Annotated in this window: 18 protein-coding genes and 1 tRNA gene; 13 read left to right on the top strand and 6 right to left on the bottom strand. The window is 60.5% G+C overall.

Annotated elements, in window-relative coordinates:
* Positions 1–120 precede the first annotated feature (120 nt).
* Positions 121–1,641: a HAMP domain-containing sensor histidine kinase gene (locus I8E17_RS00410; RefSeq protein WP_069611195.1), complete on the top strand. Its 1,521-nt coding sequence runs from the start codon at positions 121–123 to the stop codon at positions 1,639–1,641.
* A gap of 125 nt (positions 1,642–1,766) precedes the next feature.
* Positions 1,767–1,843, top strand: a tRNA-Arg gene (locus I8E17_RS00415).
* Between the two features lie 248 nt (positions 1,844–2,091).
* On the opposite strand, the gene I8E17_RS00420 is transcribed toward I8E17_RS00415, so the two are convergent.
* Positions 2,092–2,532, bottom strand: a complete 441-nt coding sequence (locus I8E17_RS00420) for a MarR family transcriptional regulator (RefSeq protein ID WP_069611196.1) — start codon at positions 2,530–2,532, stop codon at positions 2,092–2,094.
* Positions 2,533–2,593: 61 nt separating this feature from the next.
* Between I8E17_RS00420 and I8E17_RS00425 the strand changes: the two genes are divergently transcribed.
* Complete coding sequence (locus I8E17_RS00425) at positions 2,594–3,037, top strand: SgcJ/EcaC family oxidoreductase (RefSeq protein WP_069611197.1); 444 nt, start codon at positions 2,594–2,596, stop codon at positions 3,035–3,037.
* 90 nt (positions 3,038–3,127) lie between these two features.
* On the opposite strand, the gene I8E17_RS00430 is transcribed toward I8E17_RS00425, so the two are convergent.
* Both I8E17_RS00430 and I8E17_RS00435 read right to left on the bottom strand, forming a co-directional pair.
* Positions 3,128–4,684, bottom strand: a complete 1,557-nt coding sequence (locus I8E17_RS00430; RefSeq protein ID WP_069611198.1) for an MDR family MFS transporter — start codon at positions 4,682–4,684, stop codon at positions 3,128–3,130.
* Complete coding sequence (locus I8E17_RS00435; RefSeq protein ID WP_069611199.1) at positions 4,681–5,130, bottom strand: MarR family transcriptional regulator; 450 nt, start codon at positions 5,128–5,130, stop codon at positions 4,681–4,683. The genes I8E17_RS00430 and I8E17_RS00435 overlap by 4 nt, the downstream gene beginning before the upstream one ends.
* Before the next feature lie 290 nt (positions 5,131–5,420).
* Here I8E17_RS00435 and I8E17_RS00440 point away from each other — a divergent pair, with 290 nt between their 5' ends.
* Positions 5,421–5,753: a BA14K family protein gene (locus tag I8E17_RS00440; RefSeq protein WP_229002135.1), complete on the top strand. Its 333-nt coding sequence runs from the start codon at positions 5,421–5,423 to the stop codon at positions 5,751–5,753.
* A gap of 73 nt (positions 5,754–5,826) precedes the next feature.
* On the opposite strand, the gene I8E17_RS00445 is transcribed toward I8E17_RS00440, so the two are convergent.
* The gene (locus I8E17_RS00445) at positions 5,827–6,747 is read right to left on the bottom strand and encodes an oxidoreductase (protein WP_069611201.1); all 921 of its coding nucleotides are present in this window, start codon (positions 6,745–6,747) and stop codon (positions 5,827–5,829) included.
* 205 nt (positions 6,748–6,952) lie between these two features.
* Between I8E17_RS00445 and I8E17_RS00450 the strand changes: the two genes are divergently transcribed.
* From I8E17_RS00450 to I8E17_RS00470, 5 genes are all read left to right on the top strand, one after another.
* The gene (locus I8E17_RS00450) at positions 6,953–7,600 is read left to right on the top strand and encodes a methyltransferase domain-containing protein (protein WP_069611202.1); all 648 of its coding nucleotides are present in this window, start codon (positions 6,953–6,955) and stop codon (positions 7,598–7,600) included.
* A 59-nt stretch (positions 7,601–7,659) separates the two neighbouring features.
* Positions 7,660–8,304 carry a TetR family transcriptional regulator gene (locus I8E17_RS00455; RefSeq protein WP_069611203.1) on the top strand — a complete coding sequence of 215 codons (645 nt, stop codon included), beginning with the start codon at positions 7,660–7,662 and terminating at the stop codon, positions 8,302–8,304.
* A gap of 212 nt (positions 8,305–8,516) precedes the next feature.
* Positions 8,517–9,398, top strand: a complete 882-nt coding sequence (locus I8E17_RS00460; protein ID WP_069611204.1) for an aldo/keto reductase — start codon at positions 8,517–8,519, stop codon at positions 9,396–9,398.
* Between the two features lie 543 nt (positions 9,399–9,941).
* Positions 9,942–11,246, top strand: a complete 1,305-nt coding sequence (locus tag I8E17_RS00465; RefSeq protein WP_113367273.1) for an alpha/beta hydrolase — start codon at positions 9,942–9,944, stop codon at positions 11,244–11,246.
* A gap of 174 nt (positions 11,247–11,420) precedes the next feature.
* Positions 11,421–12,458 (top strand): 4-hydroxyproline epimerase, encoded by a 1,038-nt coding sequence (locus tag I8E17_RS00470; RefSeq protein WP_069611205.1) that lies wholly within the window; start codon positions 11,421–11,423, stop codon positions 12,456–12,458.
* Between the two features lie 196 nt (positions 12,459–12,654).
* On the opposite strand, the gene I8E17_RS00475 is transcribed toward I8E17_RS00470, so the two are convergent.
* Positions 12,655–13,089 (bottom strand): RbsD/FucU family protein, encoded by a 435-nt coding sequence (locus tag I8E17_RS00475; RefSeq protein WP_069611206.1) that lies wholly within the window; start codon positions 13,087–13,089, stop codon positions 12,655–12,657.
* Positions 13,073–14,320, bottom strand: a complete 1,248-nt coding sequence (locus I8E17_RS00480; protein ID WP_069611207.1) for an ROK family transcriptional regulator — start codon at positions 14,318–14,320, stop codon at positions 13,073–13,075. The genes I8E17_RS00475 and I8E17_RS00480 overlap by 17 nt, the downstream gene beginning before the upstream one ends.
* A gap of 247 nt (positions 14,321–14,567) precedes the next feature.
* On the opposite strand from I8E17_RS00480, the gene I8E17_RS00485 reads away from it, so the two are divergent.
* From I8E17_RS00485 to I8E17_RS00500, 4 genes are all read left to right on the top strand, one after another.
* Positions 14,568–15,593 carry a sugar ABC transporter substrate-binding protein gene (locus I8E17_RS00485; protein ID WP_069611208.1) on the top strand — a complete coding sequence of 342 codons (1,026 nt, stop codon included), beginning with the start codon at positions 14,568–14,570 and terminating at the stop codon, positions 15,591–15,593.
* A gap of 171 nt (positions 15,594–15,764) precedes the next feature.
* On the top strand, positions 15,765–16,829 hold the full coding sequence (locus I8E17_RS00490) for an ABC transporter permease (protein ID WP_069611209.1): 1,065 nt from the start codon (positions 15,765–15,767) through the stop codon (positions 16,827–16,829).
* Positions 16,805–17,614: an ATP-binding cassette domain-containing protein gene (locus I8E17_RS00495; RefSeq protein ID WP_176727980.1), complete on the top strand. Its 810-nt coding sequence runs from the start codon at positions 16,805–16,807 to the stop codon at positions 17,612–17,614. Before I8E17_RS00490 ends, I8E17_RS00495 begins: the two co-directional genes overlap by 25 nt.
* Entirely contained in the window at positions 17,611–18,243 is a 633-nt protein-coding gene (locus tag I8E17_RS00500) for a nucleoside triphosphate hydrolase (protein WP_069611210.1), read from the top strand. Before I8E17_RS00495 ends, I8E17_RS00500 begins: the two co-directional genes overlap by 4 nt.
* Positions 18,244–18,290: the final 47 nt, after the last annotated feature.

The following is an 18,290-nucleotide window of genomic DNA, read 5'->3' on the forward strand; positions in this document are numbered from 1 at the left end:
TTGCGGGCCTTCGTTTTCTGCCAAAATCCGGAGCCGATTGGAAAAAGGCCCACAATCGCCTATTATCTAGTTTCGATCAGGTCGCATCAGATCGCTTTGCGGCGAAGCGGGACAATTGAAATGGACAGTGGGCAGGACAAGGGTGCCGTAAAGGACGGCAAGGTCGAAAAACGCCGCCTGTCCCAGCTTTGCCGTCCCACAGGCATTTTCGGCGGCCTCTCCGGCAAGCTTCTCATTCTCACCGTCGTTTTCATTTCGTTGGCGGAAGTGCTGATCTTCGTGCCGTCGGTCGCCAATATGCGGCTGCGATGGCTGGAAGATCGGCTGAACACCGCCGCTGCCGCCGCCATCGTGATCGACGGCCTGCAGCCGGCCGAGTTGCCACGTGCTTTGCAAAAGGAGACGCTGATGGCGACTGGCACGCGGGCCATCGTCCTGCGCAAGGACGGCACGTCGCGCTTGCTGGCGACGGCCGAGATGCCGGCCTCCGTCGATGAGAAATACGATCTCAGCGACGTGTCGCAGCTCACCGCCATCAAGGATGCGCTCGATACGCTGCTGTTCGGCGGCAATCGCATCATCCGCGTTTTCGGCCCCGTCGGCGGCGATGCCAACACCGGTATCGAGGTTGTGCTGAAGGATACACGTCTCCGCAATGCGATGCTTGCCTATTCGACCAGCGTCTTCTTCGTGTCCATCCTCATCTCGCTGTTCACCGCAACGCTGATCTTCTTTGCGATCAACCGCATGATGATTCGTCCCATCCGCCGGCTGACGGACAGCATGCAGGCCTATTCCGATGATCCGGAGGATCCCGGCCGCGTTCTCGTTCCCGACAAGGGCGGCGATGAACTTGCTGTTGCCGGACGCCATTTGGCCTCGATGCAATCGCAGCTGCAGAAGACGCTGAAGCAACAGAAAAATCTTGCCGCCCTCGGCCTCGCCGTGTCGAAGATCAACCATGACATGCGCAATATTCTCTCGGCCGCGCAGCTGATGTCGGACCGTCTGGTCGATGTCGATGACCCGATGGTCAAGCGCTTCGCCCCGAAGCTGCTGCGCACCATCGATCGTGCCGTCGGCTATACGACCGAAGTTCTTTCCTTTGGCCAGACCTCCGAATCGGCGCCGCGCCGGCGCAAGATTCGCATATTCGAGCTTGTCGAGGAGGTTCGCGATATTCTGGCGATCGATCCGGATAGCGGCATCGAGTTCATCGAACAGCTCAGCCCCGACCTGGAGGTCGATGCCGACAGCGAGCAGCTGTTCCGCGTCATTCATAATCTTTGCCGCAACGCCCATCAGGCGCTGATCGCTTTCGGCGAGGCGGAGCCCGACAGCGTCAGGCGGATCACGGTTTCGGCGCACCGGATCGGCAGTGTTGTCAGCATCACCGTCGACGATACCGGGCCAGGCATGCCGCAAAAGGCGCGGGAGAACCTGTTCACGGCCTTCCGTGGCTCAGCCCGCTCCGGCGGTACGGGCCTTGGCCTGGCAATCGCCCGTGAACTCGTCCTCGCCCATGGCGGCACGATCGCACTCGTCGAAAAACCGGCGGCCGGCACGCAGTTCCGAATCGAAATTCCCGACCGCCCGGTATCCCTCGATGACTACCGCAGCAGAAGCTTCCAAGAAAATTGATTGTTTTCAGTTACTTGGCGTCAATATGCACGAAAATCGCGATCTTTTTCAGAAATCCACTTGCATTCCCTCAAGGGAGGCTTTAGAGAACCGCCCACGCCAACGGTTTCTTCCGTTTCGGCCACGCACCCGTAGCTCAGCTGGATAGAGCACCAGACTACGAATCTGGGGGTCAGGAGTTCGAATCTCTTCGGGTGCGCCATTTTCTACTATTTCCGAATAAGCTTGGCATCGTTGTCTAAAGCGTATCGCGACCCGTGAGATTTGCTTCTCGCGCCTTGGGTCTTTGATATTGTGCATGTCGCCGCCGCAAAGCCGTCGACCACTTTTGCCTGGCATGCTTTAGCTTTGCCCTATGCAGGCATTCGCAATAGCTGTAATGTCGATGCCGTTGTGAGGCAGACGCTGCAAGCGGTTGTAACCGCCATAATGTCCGCCTGCTCCTTTGCCTTAACGCATTCTGGGCTGCATGTCGTCCTTTGCGGCGATGGTCCGTAGTGCCGTACGCAATATTTGATAGGCTTGCTCTCCCAACAGCTCACGATATCGCCGTTCGATCCCGTCGTTAAATTCGTGAACGATCTGCATCACCTGCCGCGCCTCCGGCCTGGCGGTGACGAGCTTGGCGCGCCTGTCCGTAGGATCCGGCACCCGCTCGACATAGCCAAGACGTTCCAGATCATCGATCAGTTCGCCCATCGCGGCCTTGCCCATGCCCGCCCTCTCGGCAAGCAGGCTGGCTCGGGTTCCTTCTTCATCAATATTGGCAAAGATCGCGCCATGCTTCGGTCTGATGGCTGGATGACCGCGCTCGTGCAGCGTCTGGGTGAGCGCCTGTGCGGAAGCCTGATAGGCGTAGAGTAGAAGTGATTGCGTGTAGGGCGCTACCATATTTCCAAATAAGTCCGGTCGCCATATAGTATGGCAATCATACTAAAGGAGGGAGTGTGAGATGTCACTGCATCCGGACGTTGGACAAGCCGCGCAACAAATCGTCGATGCGTTCGTCGCCGCATGGAATAGCCACGATGCCAGCGCCTTTTCCGCGATATTTGCGCAAGACGCCGATTTCACGAACGTATTTGGAATGAAGGCAACGGGCCGATCATCGATCGAGCAGTTTCACAGGCCCATATTCGAGACGATGTTCAAGGACAGTCAGCTCAAAGCCGCCAAAACCCAAATACGTCCTATTCGCTCCGATGTTGCCGCACTCGACATTCACTGGAGCATGACGGGCGCGCGCGATCCGCAGGGGAATGAATGGCCTGAACGCCATGGGCTAATCAACATGCTGATCGTGCGCGAACATGATATCTGGTCGATCGCCGTCATGCACAACATGGACCTGCCCGAGGACGGCAAAGCGGAAGCTCAGCGTAAGCTGCAGAGTTGACGCACTCTTCAGAACCCAGCGAAGCGGGCGTCCCGGCGAATAAGCATAGGGACATCGGGCTACTGCTTCCGTAGCCATATTGTGCGCAGCTCAGCTTGGGCGTGCCTTTTCCTGCCCGTGATCCTTTGCCAATGGCAATTCCGGCAGAAACAGCAGTACGATCAACGCCAGCGCCACGATGGCGGTTCCCGTTGCAAAGGTCATGGCGATCGCGTGACGATAGAGCGTTATCGCGGCGGCATGAGCCTCGGGGGAGGCGGTGGTGAGCTGCTTCATGCCGGCTTGCGTTAATGAGGAGCCATGTATCCCGTCGAGGACGCCGCCGGCATTCTGCACGCGGTAGGCCAGGATGGCCCCGGAGCCGGTGACGCCGATGAGGCCGCCAAGCGAGCGGAAGAAGGCGAGCGTCGCCGTTCCCACGCCGCGATGGGCAAGGGGCAGGGCATTCTGCACCGCGATCGTCATTGTGGGCATGACGAGGCCAAGACCGAGGCCGAGTGCAAAGACCGTCGGCTCGATGATCCAGAAGCCCTGACTGGTGGCTGCAGCCCAGGCAAGTACGGCGAAGGCAGCGGTTGCGAGGCTGAGACCGCAGAGCTGCGCCGGCTTGTAGCGCCCGAAGCGATGCAGCAGCACCCGCCCGTTGACCATGGAGGAGATGACGACGCCGATCATCAGCGGGCCGGTGAGCAGGCCGGAATGCGATGGGCTGACCCCCATGACCATCTGAAAGAACAGCGGAAAGAAGAGGCTTGCGCCCAGCATTCCCATAAAGGTCAGGGCGAGCACGGTGCAGGCGACGACGAACAGCCGGTTGCGGAAGAGATCGGGCGGCAGCACCGGCTCTGGTTCGCGCCGGATGTGCAGGATAAAAAAGGCGAAGAGAACGAACGCAAGGGCGGAAAGCCCGAAAATCTCAGGCGAATTCCAGGCCCATTCATTGCCGCCGAGGGCCAGCACCAGCAGGAAGCTGGTCGTGCAGCTGGTCAGCAGCGCCGCGCCGAGATAGTCGATGCGGCGGCTGCGCGCCTGATGTGGCCGCTTCAGCGCCCGGCCGATCATAACGAGCGCGACGGCGCCGATCGGCAGGTTGACGTAGAAGATCCAGTGCCATGAGAGGAGATCGGTGATGACGCCACCGGCGATCGGGCCGATGACGCTGCAGATGGCGAAGACGGCGGCGATCGAACCTTGATTGCGGCCGCGTCTGGCTGGCGGCACGATATCGCCGATGATGATCTGGGCCAGCGGCAGCAATCCGCCGGCGCCGATACCCTGGATCGCCCGGAAGATGATGAGCTGCGGCAGCGTCTGCGCCATGCCGCTCAGCACCGAGCCGAGAAGGAAGATGAGGATCGCCGCATGGATCATCGGCTTGCGGCCATATTGGTCGCTGAGCTTGCCATAGAGCGGCATGGTGCTGGTTGAGGCGAGCACATAGGCGCTGACCACCCAGGAGAGGTGCGTCAGCCCGCCGAGATCGCCGACGATACGCGGCAGCGCGGTCGCGACGATGCTCTGGTCTATGGCGCCGAGGCCGAGAACGATCATCAGTCCGAGGATGACGGCGCGGATCTCGCGGCGATCGGGCGGGTCGCCTGCCGCCGGAGCGGATGGTGGGACAACATTCGGGCGAGCGGTATTCATTGTCCGATCTCCATGAGCGGTTCGATTGCGGCACGAATGGCGTCACGCTGCTGCGGCGACAGTTTGGCGAGTTCGGAGGCGAGCCAGTCGGTTCTCCGCCGTTTCAGGCTGCGGATGATGTCCTCACCTTTCTTCGTCGCCATCAGACCATTGCGACGTCGGTCGCTCGGGTCCGGTTCCGAACGGGCGATGAGGCCATCCCGCTCCATGGCTTTCACATGGCCTGAAATCGTCGGTCCGCGCAGCTTCTCCATCCGCGCCAATTCGGCAACGCCGATGCCCGGCTGGCGCATGATAGCGACAAGCAACAAGGCATGCAGCGGCGACAGTCCGGCCTCGTCGCTCTCGCGCCGCAATTGTCGATGCAGGCGGTGGAGGGCAGGACGCAACGCCTCGGCCAGCGCGTAGGCTTCCTCGATTCCGTGATGACGGTCGGCTTTGCTCATCGATAGCCTCATTCGCATATATATAGATAGGCTTCCTATCTATATACCTATCGCGCGGCACGTACTTGCGCAAGCGATAATATTGTGAAAGATTTTCAATCATTGCGCGTTGTTCATCAGCATTACGACTCGATAGGAGGAGAAGAGCGGTGAAACGATTCCTGACAACCGTAACAGTGACGGCCCTGAGCGCCCTGCTTGCGGTAACGTCTTTCGACCCCGCGGCCGCTGCACCGATTCAGCCGCTGATCCAGCCGGCCATCCAGCAAACCGACAATCAGCCCCCTGGCCTGACCGAAGTTCAATATCGCCACAACAACAGGCACTATCGCGGGCGGCACCGTCCGCATTATCGTCCTCACCACCGTCCGCATCATCGCCCGGGTTATTGGCATGGCCATCGCGGCTATCGCTATCACCGTCCGGGCTATCGGCGTCATGATGGCTGGTGGTATCCGATGGCCGCCTTCACCGCCGGCGCGATCATTGGCGGAGCCGTTTCGCAGCCGCCGCGCGGCAGTGCGCATGTCCGCTGGTGTGCAAGCCGCTACAAGACCTATCGTGCGTCGGACAATACCTATCAGCCCAGCAAGGGTCCGCGCCGCCAGTGCGTCAGCCCGTAATACGAAATAGATCGAAATCCCCCTCCGTTTCGCGGAGGGGGATTTTTTCAGACCGTCGCGGGAAGGGGTGCCTTCAACCGGTCAACTGTTCGGAGACATCCCACAACCGACGCCAGACCGCCTGATCACGGGCATGAGCGGCAATCTTGGCACGCACCGGCGGGCCTTTGAGCTCATAGAAACCGTTCGGGCCATACATGGCGCCGCTCTCGGCCGCAGGCGAGGTGGCCGCAAAGAGGGTCGGGAGGGCGCCGGCTGCTGCCGTATGCGATAGAAACGGCCCCAGCAATTTTGTCGCGATTTCGAGGCTGCCGGCCCGATCACGGCCCATGCGCGGACCCGTGGTCTGCAGGCCGGTCGCGGCATAGCCGGGATGAGCGGCAACGCTTTTCAGCTTCCAGCCTTCGGCGCGGGCGATGCGATCGAGTTCCAGACTGAACAGCAGCGTTGCCAGCTTCGATTGGCAATAGGCGGGCCAGGGACGATAGCCCTTGCGCCACTGCAGATCGTCGAAATTGATCCTGCCGCTGCGATGCGCCAGGCTGCTGACCGTGACCACTCGCGGATTTTCCGCAGCAAAAACCTTTGGCAATAGCCGCATCGTCCAGGCGAAATGGCCGATATAATTGGCGCCCATCTGCATTTCGAAACCATCTTCGGTCTCATGCCGGTCCGGGATGGCCATGACACCGGCATTGTTGATGAGCAGATCGATATGCGGCAGTCTATCGCCGATGCGGGTTGCCGTGCGCGCGACGGAATCGAGGCTGGCAAGATCGAGCGCTTCGAATGTCACGTCTGCGCCCGGTGTCGCCGCACGGATCCTGGCGAGTGCCTCATTGGCCCTGGCCTCGTTTCGTGAGGCGATGATGACCTTTGCGCCGGCGCCTGCCAGAGCCTTTGCTGCCTCGTAGCCGATGCCGCTGTTGGCGCCGGTAATGACTGCGATGCGGCCCGTCTGGGGCGGAATATCTTTTATTGTCCAGTCTGGCATTGCGGAGCTCCTGTGAAGAGATTTTGGCATTGCCCATTGTATCTGGTAATTCTACACTAAATGCAAGTTTGCAGTAAATGAAAATATATATGCGGTGATGCTTGCATATCAATGACTTTCGACGGTCTAATGGCGTGGCATGCCTTCGAATTGCCACGCTGTTCGGCCCTCATCAAGTTATGTGACCGAAGATTGGATTTGCGGAATGACGACAAAGACCTCATGCGCTGATTTTGTGCAGTTCTTCCGCTCCTGGGTCAGCGATCCCCTGCGTGTTGCGGCTGTGGCGCCCTCCGGTGAGAGACTGGCAAGGCTGATGACCCAGGAGATCGAGCCGTTCGATGGTCCGATCCTCGAACTCGGTCCGGGCACCGGCGTATTCACGCGGGCGCTGCTGGCGCGAGGCATTCCTGAAAGCGCGCTGACGCTCGTCGAGTTTGGCGAGGAGTTCGCTGTCCGCCTGCGGGTGCGTTTTCCGGCGGCGCGGGTGGTGCATATGGATGCGGCGCAGCTCGGCCAATGCGGACTTTTCGATGACTCGCCTTTCGGCGCTGTCATCAGCGGTCTGCCGCTGCTGTCCATGCCGCCCGCCAAGGTCGTGGCCATTGTCGGTGGCGCTTTTGAAACGATGAAGCCGGGAGGAGCTTTCTATCAGTTCACCTACGGCCCGCGCTGCCCGGTACAGAAAGCGATCCTTGAAAGCCTTGGGCTTACTGCAAAGCGCATCGGCGGGACGGTGCGCAACATTCCGCCGGCCGGCGTCTACAGGATATCCCGGCAAAATCCTCTGGAGCTCTCGATCATCGGCTCCAAATATCGTAGCACCGGAGAGAATGCTGGAATCAGCGCTTAGGCGCAGGGAGCCGGCAAGGCCGATTTGGGGCGGCCCGAAGTGAGTTCCGGGGGTAGCGGATGGCAAAAAAGCCGGATGTCGATGGCGCGGTGAAGGAAGGCCGGCGCGAACGCAAGCGTCGTCAAACCCGCGAACGCATCGAATCCGCCGCCTTGCGGCTGTTCCTCGAGCGTGGCTTCGAGGCCACCACCATCGAGGACATCACGGAAGCTGCCGATGTTTCCAAGCGCAGCTTCTTCGATTATTTCCCCAGCAAAGAAGATGTGGTCACCGCCTGGCAGGATGGTTTTGCCCGAGAGCTGATCGGCGCGGTCGCGGCGCAGCCCGAAGATGCGTCGGTCGTCGACGTCATCGAGGCGGCTGTCAATTCTGCCCTTCGTGCTGCCATCGCCGATCCGCAGAGCCTTGCTCTGGCTGCCCTGATTCACAATACGCCGACGCTTCAAGCACGCGACCAACTCAAATATGCCAAGCTGGAGAAGAAGCTTGCGGATGCACTGTTTGCCCGTGGCAGCGACAGCCAGGAGGAGCGTCTTCGTCTTGGCATGCTTGCGGCCGCGGTTGTGACGATGCTGCGCATCGGCAGCGAGCGCTGGATGCAATCTCCGCAGGATGTTTCCGTAGAGCAGTTCGCTCGTAACCTCTTCGATGAGCTTTGGGCCACGCTTGCCGATCTCGGCAAACAGGTGCAACGGCCTACATGACTGCACCAGGCTAGACTAAGGGAAATCGCCCTGATCGGTCGCGAGGCATCGCGTATCGATACATTGCATATGTCGCGATGCAGACCCATCTAGTATTGGGTCGCGACTGTATCTCTCCCTCGCGAAACCCTCGATTTGCCCCTCGAATCTCGGCTTCCCTCGGATGCCGGAAACGCCAGCTACATTTCAGATCAGCAAAAGGGACTATAACCATGTCAGAATTCGACGCAGCCAAGTCCGGTCAGTTCAAGATCGGCGGTGATCTCCCCGTCCATCGTCTCGGTTTCGGTGCCATGCGCATTACCGGTTCCGGTATATGGGGTGAGCCAGAGGATCATGACGAAGCCGTCCTTACGCTGAGGCGCCTGCCGGAACTCGGCATCAATTTCATCGATACGGCCGATTCCTATGGTCCGGATGTTTCCGAACGTCTGATCAAAGAGGCGCTCCATCCCTATGGCCACGGTCTCGTAGTCGCGACCAAGGGCGGGCTCACCCGAACCGGTCCGAATGTCTGGGTGCCCGTGGGGCGTCCCGAATATCTGATCCAGCAGGCGCACAAGAGCCTGCGCAACCTCGGCGTCGATCGCATCGATCTCTGGCAACTGCATCGCATCGATTCCAAGGTGCCGGCGGCGGAGCAATTCGATGCCGTAAAATCGCTGCTAAATGACGGCATCATCCGTCATGCGGGCTTGAGCGAAGTGACCGTTGCCGACATTGAAGCCGCATCGAAGCATTTCAAGGTCGTCACGGTGCAGAACCGCTACAACCTGGTCGATCGCACCAGCGAAGACGTGCTCGACTATTGCGAAAAGCACGGCATCGGCTTCATCCCGTGGTTCCCGCTGGCCGCCGGCGATCTTGCCAAGGAAGGTTCGCTGCTCGATACCATCGCGAAGAAGCACAATGCCGCTCCGAGCCAGATCGCTCTTGCATGGGTGCTGAAGCGCAGCCCCGTGATGCTGCCGATCCCCGGAACCGGCAAGGTCAAACACCTCGAAGAAAATACCGCAGCGGTCGACATCATTCTATCCGACGAGGAGTTTGCGGCGCTCGATGCCGAGGGCAAGAAAGCCTTCAAGGCCGCATAAGCCGAAATTCGTTCGTCCGGTTGGCGGTTGCTGACCGGACAAGCGTCGGCGAGGGTGCTTTCCCATGCAGAAACGCCGATCACAATCATGTGAATCTCGGGATTTGGGTCGGTAACGACTGCAAAATAGGCGCTGAAACGCCCAGAACGCCAACGATATGCGATATTTTCGGCGCCTGAGAAGAAAGAGATGCGCTCAGCGCATTGCTGCATTGCGAAAGCCGGTCTGTTCATCCCCGTCCGCTCGTTATATCTAATCCCTCGAAGGCAGCGCACTCCTCCTCCCAGCGCTCCTTCAATGATTGGCAACACTCCTCCTCCTCCCAGTTGCCAATCCGGATCAAGAGCCCGATGCATCCTCCTCCCGCATCGGGCTCTTTTTTTATTTTCCTCAGTGATTTTCCGGGATCTTAAAGGCGTTGCGCCTTTGCAATGCTTCCGCGAATTAGCATTGCGTCATGAGCCAAAGAACCCTTGGAGTGACTTGCACCGTGAACATGCATGCGTAGAGTGGCGCGACGTTACGGCGGTAAGGAAGGGTTGCATGATGCAGCGCATGGCGGGTTCGGACCGGTGGGGAAAGCTGTTTTTCCGGACTATGGCCGTTGTTGCGACATTGTCGCTGGCTGCATGCGGCCGCCCCATCGGGGTCATGCAGCCCATCAGTGAAAATGTACCTGGCACATCCAAGGTCGATCTCCTCGTCGCGACGACACGCCTGCCGGACAAGGACCCGGCCATTCTGTTTTCTGGCGAGCGCGGGCCTGGACTGAAGGTGGATGCCGTCAGCGTCTCCATTCCGCCGGAGGCCAATCGCAAGGTCGGCCAGGTGCAGTGGCCGAGCCGTCTGCCAGGCGATCCGTTGAAGAGTTTCGTCACGACGGCTGTCAAGCCTTTGGCGACGGAGGCGGACGGGCGTGCCTGGGTGCATGCGGAACTGCCGAAAAACAAGCGTGTGCTGATCTTCGTACATGGCTTCAACAACCGCTACGAGGATGCCGTCTACCGCTTCGCGCAGATCGTCCACGATTCGCATGCCGATGTCGCGCCGATCGTGTTCACCTGGCCGTCGCGCGCCAGCATTTTCGACTATGCCTACGATAAGGAAAGTACCAACTATTCCCGCGACTCCCTGGAAGAGCTACTGCGTCGCGTTGCGGCCGATCCGGCTGTCGGCGACATCACCGTCATGGCGCATTCGATGGGCAGTTGGCTTGCAGTCGAATCGCTGCGGCAGATGGCGATCCGCAACGGCCGCGTCGCGCCGAAGATCAAGAACGTCATCCTCGCTTCACCGGATCTAGACGTCGATGTCTTCGGAAGACAGTTCGCGGCACTCGGCAAGGACAAGCCGCATTTCACGCTGTTCGTCTCGCGGGATGACCGTGCGCTTTCGCTGTCGCGACGCATCTCCGGCAATATCGATCGCCTCGGCCAGATCGATCCGACGGCTGAACCCTATCGCAGCGAGCTGGAAAAACAGGGGATCACCGTGCTGGATCTCACCAAGCTCAAGACCGGCGATGGCCTCAATCACGGCAAGTTCGCCGAAAGCCCGGAAGTGGTGAAGCTGATCGGCGCGCGGCTGATTGCTGGCCAGACGATCACCGATTCCGACGTCGGCATCGGCGATGCCGTCGGCGCGGTCGCTATGGGTGCTGCCCAGACAGTCGGCAGTGTCGCGGGTGCTGCCGTCAGCGCTCCGATTGCCATTTTCGATCCTCGGACGCGGGCGAATTACGGCGAGCAATGGCGTCGCGTCGGCGCATCGGCGAACAATACCATCGGCTCGCTCGGCGATAGCGTCGAGGCGACCGGCAACAATGTCGGCGACGCATTGAAGCAATAGCGCTCTCGCGGCATCTCCCTCAGCGGAGGCGTTTCAGCGCCGCCGCAAAACGCCATAGCCACGCCGCTCGATCTGATATATCAGAGAACTATGCATGGCGTTGGTTCGATTTTCCCGCCAGATTGCCCGCGTTGGCGGCGACATGACGCAACACGTCCGATGGGAGCCTGTGAAATGAGATGGAAGCGCACGATCCAGCTGCTGGATGTCCACTGCGAAGGTGAAATCGGCAAGGTTGCCATTGGCGGCGTCCCGAAGATCCCCGGCAACAGCATTGCCGAGCAGCTGCATTGGCTGAACACGGATCCGAAGGGTCAGGAACTGCGGCGCTTTCTTGTGCTGGAGCCGCGCGGTGCGCCGATCGGGTCTGTGAACCTGTTGTTATCCGCCAAGCACCCGGAAGCCGATGCCGGTTTCATCATCCTGCAGCCGGATCAGGCACATGCAAGCTCGGGTTCGAACTCCATCTGCGTGACCACCGCCTTGCTCGAATCCGGCATTGTCGAGATGAAGGAGCCGGAAACCGTCGTCACGCTCGATACGGCCGCCGGTCTCGTCCGCGCGACTGCGACCTGTCGTGACGGCCGCTGCGAAAAGGTGCGCCTGACCATGGTGCCGTCCTTTGTGCATGAGCTGGATGTCGAGCTTGAGACGCCGCAATGGGGCAGGATCAAGCTCGACCTCTGCTATGGCGGCATCTTCTACGCGCTTGTCGATGTCGACCAGATCGGCTCGAAGATCGAAAAGGCCAATGCAGCCGCCCTCGTGCAGGCCGGCATGGTCATCAAGGAAGCGATCAATCGGGCGATGACCGTGGTCCATCCGGAAATCCCGGCGATTTCGGGCGTTGCCTATGTGATGTTCCGCGATGTCGACGCCGATGGCGCGATCCGCACCTGCACGACCATGTGGCCCGGCCGCGCCGACCGTTCGCCCTGCGGCACCGGCAATTCCGCCAATCTCGCGACGCTGCATGCCCGCGGCAAGGCCAAGGTCGGCGATGTCTTCAAATCCCGTTCGATCATCGGTTCGGAGTTCGAAGTGGGACTGCAGGCGGAGACCGAAGTCGCCGGCAAGCCGGCCATCATCCCGACGATCACCGGCCGCGGCTTCACCTTTGGCTTGAGCCAGGTGGCGCTCGATCCCTTCGACCCGATGGCGGAAGGTTTTGCCATGACGGATGTCTGGGGGCCTTCAGCTGGAGATATTTGAGGGTAGGCGGATGATCAGCTTCTGCCATCTATGAGAGTTTCGCCCCTCACCCTACCCTCTCCCGCACGCGGGGAGAGAGGACCAGTCCTGTACCTCGTCTGAGTAAAGTGTGGAAAGGAAGGCTGCGGTTGCGCCCATCTCCTTCTCCCCGCATGCGGGGAGAAGGAGGCCGAAGGCCGGATGAGGGGCGGGCCTGCTATTTTGCTGGATAAATCACACCCTTGCGCAGAATGATATTCCCGTAGAGCCGCGGTTCGCTGGTCTGTATCAGCGCATGTGCCTGCTTCACCCGCTCGTAGAATTCCGCCGGCAGTAACGGCACGACGTTTATATCTGGCACATGCCGGGCACAACACTCGATCATCTCCGCATGAACGGGGTCGACGGCATCGCGGTCCTGGTTGACGGTTGCCCGGAAAATCGCCTGCGGCACGAAATCGTCGATCGGCAGCACGCTTAGCACTGCATCGAGCACGGGAATGACGCCATGGCCGTCGAGGCGGATGAGGCGGCGTCCATGTTCCAGACCGGGATAATTGCCGTCGACAAGGGCGATCTCGTCGCCGTGGCCCATGGCGCGTAGCGTCGCCAGAAGTTCCGGGCTCAACAGCGGGTCAATGCCCTTCAGCATGCTCAATCTCCTTGAAAAGAACGTTTTGGTCAATGAGGTAGCGCGCGAAGATCGGTAGGCTGGCGCCGCCGATGGCGCGGGCCTGCGGCCCCACGGCGCCCTCGATGATCTCGGGCATGACGACACCCTGAAGATCCAGTTCCGCAGCGGCCCTGATGGTTGCGCGCACCACGCGTTCCCGCACCCAGCCGGGGAAGCCGCCATCGATGACGGCGGCGCTGAAATCAAGAACGGAGGCAGAGGCGACGATCGCCTGTGCCAGTGCCTTGGCCGTATCCTGGATCCAGATCTCCAGCGGCTCGCCGAAATCGATCCAATTATCCGCCGAATACCAAAGAGGGCGTGGGTCGAAACCATGATCCCGCAATAGGTTTTCCAGCACGAAGATCGAAGCGATTTCCAGAAGCTGCCGGTTCTCACCGTTGCGGCCGCGCACGGGCAGGGGGCCAAGTGCGCCGGCCGTCCCGGTCCGGCCAACGAAGACGGATGAATTGAGAACGATGCCGCCGCCGATGAAGGAGCCGATGAAGAAATAGACGAAATCAGGATAATGCGGGCCGACACCGAAGACCAGCTCGGCACCGCAGGCGCTGGTGGCGTCATTCTGCATGAAGACAGGATAAGCGACGCGCGAGGCGATTTCGGTTCTCAGATCGAAGCCGCGCCACGCATCCATCGCACCGGGCGGGGCGCCTACCTGCTCGGCCCAATTCCAGAGCTCGAAAGGGGCCGCGACGCCCATTCCGGCAATTTTGCGGCGCTGGTCGTCATGGAGGCGTCCCTCCAATTCCTTGATACCGGCCGTGACGAAGGCGATAATGTCATGCGGCAGCGGATATGGGTAGGTCTGATGCAGCTGCATCCTGATGCCGCCGACAAAATCCATCAGCACGAGGTCGGCGCTGCGCCGGCCGATCTTAACGCCGAAGGAAAGCACCGCATCCGGGTTGAGCCGCATGGGAATGGACGGCTGGCCGACACGGCCGCGCACCGGAGCATCGCGAGATAGCAGCCCGTCCTTCTCCAGCGCGCGCATGATGACGGAAACTGTCTGGGCCGAAAGCCCGCTGCGCCGCGCGATATCGGCCTTCGAGAGTGCGCCGTGACGGCGAACGAGCGAAAGCACGAGCCGTTCATTATGGGCGCGTACGCCAAGCTGGTTCGCGCCCCCGGAGGGGTCGAGAATCGCCGGTGTTGTGGGTGTGTCCTCCGAGTCCTGCACGAGAGACATGGGCCTGCTCCTTCCATCATGGCCATGCCTGATTTTTTTCAAGAATGCCACATCGAATTAATAATTCAATCCGATTTATTTATTGACAGCTGGAAATCTTTAGGCTCAGATATAGGGGTAGGAGATGCGCATATGGCCGTGGAGGAGGTCCACTGGAAATAAATCCGACAGGCATGGCGCGTCTTCAGGCCGGGTTGAGGCCCGGGGCTGCCGGAAGGTCCGGCTTTTTAAACATCGGGAGGATTGAATGAAGAAATCTGTTATTTCCGCAGCCGTTGCCGCCCTGGCGCTCGGCGTTGCTTTTGCCGCACCTGCGAAGGCTGCCGGCGTATCCGCCTGCCTCATTACCAAGACCGATACCAATCCCTTCTTCGTCAAGATGAAGGAAGGCGCGACCGCCAAGGCCAAGGAACTGGGTGTGACGCTGAAGTCCTACGCCGGCAAGATCGATGGCGATAGCGAAAGCCAGGTTGCGGCGATCGAGAGCTGCATCGCCGATGGCGCGAAGGGCATCCTGATCACCGCGTCCGACACCAAGGGCATCGTTCCCTCGGTCAAGAAGGCACGCGATGCCGGCCTGCTGGTCATCGCGCTCGACACGCCGCTTGAGCCCGCCGATGCGGCCGACGCCACCTTTGCGACAGACAATCTGCTCGCCGGCAAACTCGTTGGCCAATGGGCCAAGGAAACCCTCGGCGACAAGGCCAAGGACGCCAAGATCGGCTTCCTCGATCTGACGCCGTCGCAGCCGTCGGTCGACGTTCTGCGCGATCAGGGCTTCATGATCGGCTTCGGCATCGACCCGAAGGATCCGAACAAGATCGGTGACGAAACCGATCCGCGCATCGTCGGCCACGACGTCACCAACGGTAACGAAGAGGGCGGCCGCAAGGCCATGGAAAACCTTCTGCAGAAAGATTCCAGCATCAACGTCATCCACACGATCAACGAGCCGGCTGCAACCGGCGCCTATCAGGCCTTGAAGGCCGTCGGCCTCGAAAAGCAGGTGCTGATCGTGTCGATCGACGGCGGTTGCCCCGGCGTCAAGTCAGTCAAGGATGGCGTGATCGGCGCAACCGCCCAACAGTATCCGCTGATGATGGCGGCCCTCGGCGTCGAGGCGATCAAGAAGTTCGCCGACTCGGGTGAGAAGCCGAAGCCGACCGAAGGCAAGACCTTCTTCGACACCGGCGTTTCCCTGGTGACGGACAAGCCGGTCTCCGGTCTGAAGTCCATTGACACCAAGGAAGGTCTCAACAAGTGCTGGGGCTAAGCCCCTCACGAATGTGATATAGTCCCTTCGGAGCCGCGTCATGCGCCTGCTGGCGCGGCTCTTTGACAGGGAGAAGACAATCGCAATAGTCACGTCGGTCGGGCTTAGATCCTGGCTGGCCCCTAACAGCCGGCGGTTTCCGCGCATGTGCGCGGTGGCGGAGGAATAATTATGTCCGGAGCACAGGAATTTGAACGTGTTCTCGACGGCAGCGACAAGAACGTCGCTTCGTTCGAGCACAACGATGTCTCTCTTTTGAAGCGCGTGCAGCACTTTCTGCATTCGACGCCGGCGGCGGTGCCGCTGATCGTCTTGGTGCTGGCGATCGTGATTTTCGGTATCACGATAGGCGGGAAGTTCTTCTCCGCCTATACGCTGACGCTCATCCTGCAGCAGATCGCCATCGTCGGCATTCTCGGCGCTGCCCAGACGTTGGTCATCCTGACCGCCGGCATCGATCTCTCGATCGGCGTCATCATGGTCATCTCCTCGGTTGTCATGGGTAACGTCGCCGTAACATACGGCTTGCCGACACCTGTCGCTATCGTCGCCGGCCTCGCCGTGGGCGGCATCTGCGGGCTGCTCAACGGCTTCCTTGTCGCCAATATGAAGTTGCCGCCGTTCATCGTGACGCTCGGCACGTGGAATATCGTCATGGCGACGAATTTCATCTATTCGGCCAATGAAACCATCCGCGACACCGATGTCGATGAAAAGGCGCCGCTGCTGCATCTTTTCGCCGCGAGTTTCCGCGTCGGCGGTGCCGTGCTCACCCTCGGCGTCATCGCCATGGTGTGTCTGGTCATCGGCCTCTGGTATGTCCTCAATCACACGGCCTGGGGTCGCCACGTCTACGCGGTCGGCGACGATCCGGAAGCGGCGAAACTCGCCGGTATCCAGACCAAGAAGGTTCTTCTCGCAGTCTACGGTGTTTCAGGACTGATCGCAGCGCTTGCCGCCTGGGTCTCCATCGGCCGCAACGGGTCGGTCTCGCCGTCTTCCGCGGTGACCGATTTCAATCTTCAGGCAATTACAGCAACCGTGATCGGCGGCATCTCGCTCTTCGGCGGCCGCGGCTCGATCCTCGGCACGCTCTTCGGCGCCATGATCGTCGGTGTCGTTTCCATGGGCCTCAACATGCTCGGCGCCGATCCGCAGTGGAAGGTGCTTCTGACCGGCGTGCTCATCATCGGCGCCGTCGCGATCGATCAATGGATCAGAAAGGTATCGGCATGACCACGACCGTCGAACCCATCCTCACTGCCCGCGGTCTCGTCAAGCGCTATGGCCGCGTGACCGCCCTCGACAATGCCGATTTCGACCTCTATCCCGGCGAGATCCTTGCCGTGATCGGCGACAACGGCGCCGGCAAGTCCTCGCTGATCAAGGCGATCTCCGGCGCAGTCACCCCCGATGAGGGCGAGATCAAGCTGGAAGGCAAGCCCGTTCACTTCCGCTCGCCAATGGAGGCGCGGGAGGCCGGCATCGAAACGGTCTACCAGAACCTGGCCCTGTCGCCGGCGCTCTCGATCGCCGACAACATGTTCCTCGGCCGCGAAGTGCGCAGGCCGGGCATTCTCGGCTCGGTTTTCCGGATGCTCGACCGCCCGGCCATGGAAAAGCGCGCCCGCGACAAGCTCTCTGAGCTCGGTCTGATGACGATCCAGAACATCAACCAGGCGGTGGAAACGCTATCCGGCGGCCAGCGCCAGGGTGTCGCCGTGGCGCGTGCCGCCGCCTTCGGCTCCAAGGTCGTCATCATGGACGAACCGACGGCCGCCCTTGGCGTCAAGGAAAGCCGCAAGGTTCTCGAACTCATCCTCGACGTACGCGCCCGCGGCTTGCCGATCGTATTGATCTCGCACAATATGCCGCATGTCTTCGAGGTTGCGGACCGTATCCATATCCATCGCCTTGGACGACGCCTGACTGTCATCAATCCGAAGGAATACACCATGTCCGACGCCGTTGCCTTCATGACCGGCGCCAAGGCTCCGCCGGTCGAGAACGTCGCCGCATGAGCGTCTCTCTTGACGATGTTGCCGGCGAGATCATCGCGCGCGCCGGCAACGCGAAACGCTTTCTGGTCGCGATCGCCGGCCCGCCCGGCGCCGGGAAATCCACCCTGGCCGACAAGGTCGCCAAAGCCCTGAAGGCGAGGGGTGAAAGCGCCGAAGTCCTGCCGATGGACGGCTTTCATATGGACAATGCTGTCCTGATCGAGAAGGGACTTTTGAAGCGGAAAGGCGTGCCTGACAGTTTCGACGTGCGCGCCTTCCTCGATATCGTCAAGGCCGTGCGTGCCGCCGATCAGGAGGTCCTCGTGCCGGTCTTCGACCGTTCACGGGAGATTGCGATCGCCTCTGCCCGCATCGTCTCGGCCGATCATCGCTTCATCGTCATCGAGGGAAATTATCTGCTGTTGAACCAGGGAAAATGGGCTGAGCTGGAAGGCATGTTCGATTATTCGATCATGCTCGCCCCACCGATGGAAGTGCTGGAAGAGCGGCTATGGGCACGCTGGCGGGGCTACAAGCTCGATGAGGAGGCCGCTCATGCCAAGGTCTATGGCAACGACCTGCCAAATGGCCGGCTGATTCTGGAGAACCGCCGCCCGGCCGACGTTACCATCGACATCGTGCAGGATTGACTGACCATCTATCATTTAAGCGCCGTCGCGGATTGTTTTGCTGGGGC

The sequence above is a fragment of the Rhizobium sp. AB2/73 genome, assembly GCF_020871915.1.
Classification (GTDB): domain Bacteria; phylum Pseudomonadota; class Alphaproteobacteria; order Rhizobiales; family Rhizobiaceae; genus Rhizobium; species Rhizobium dioscoreae.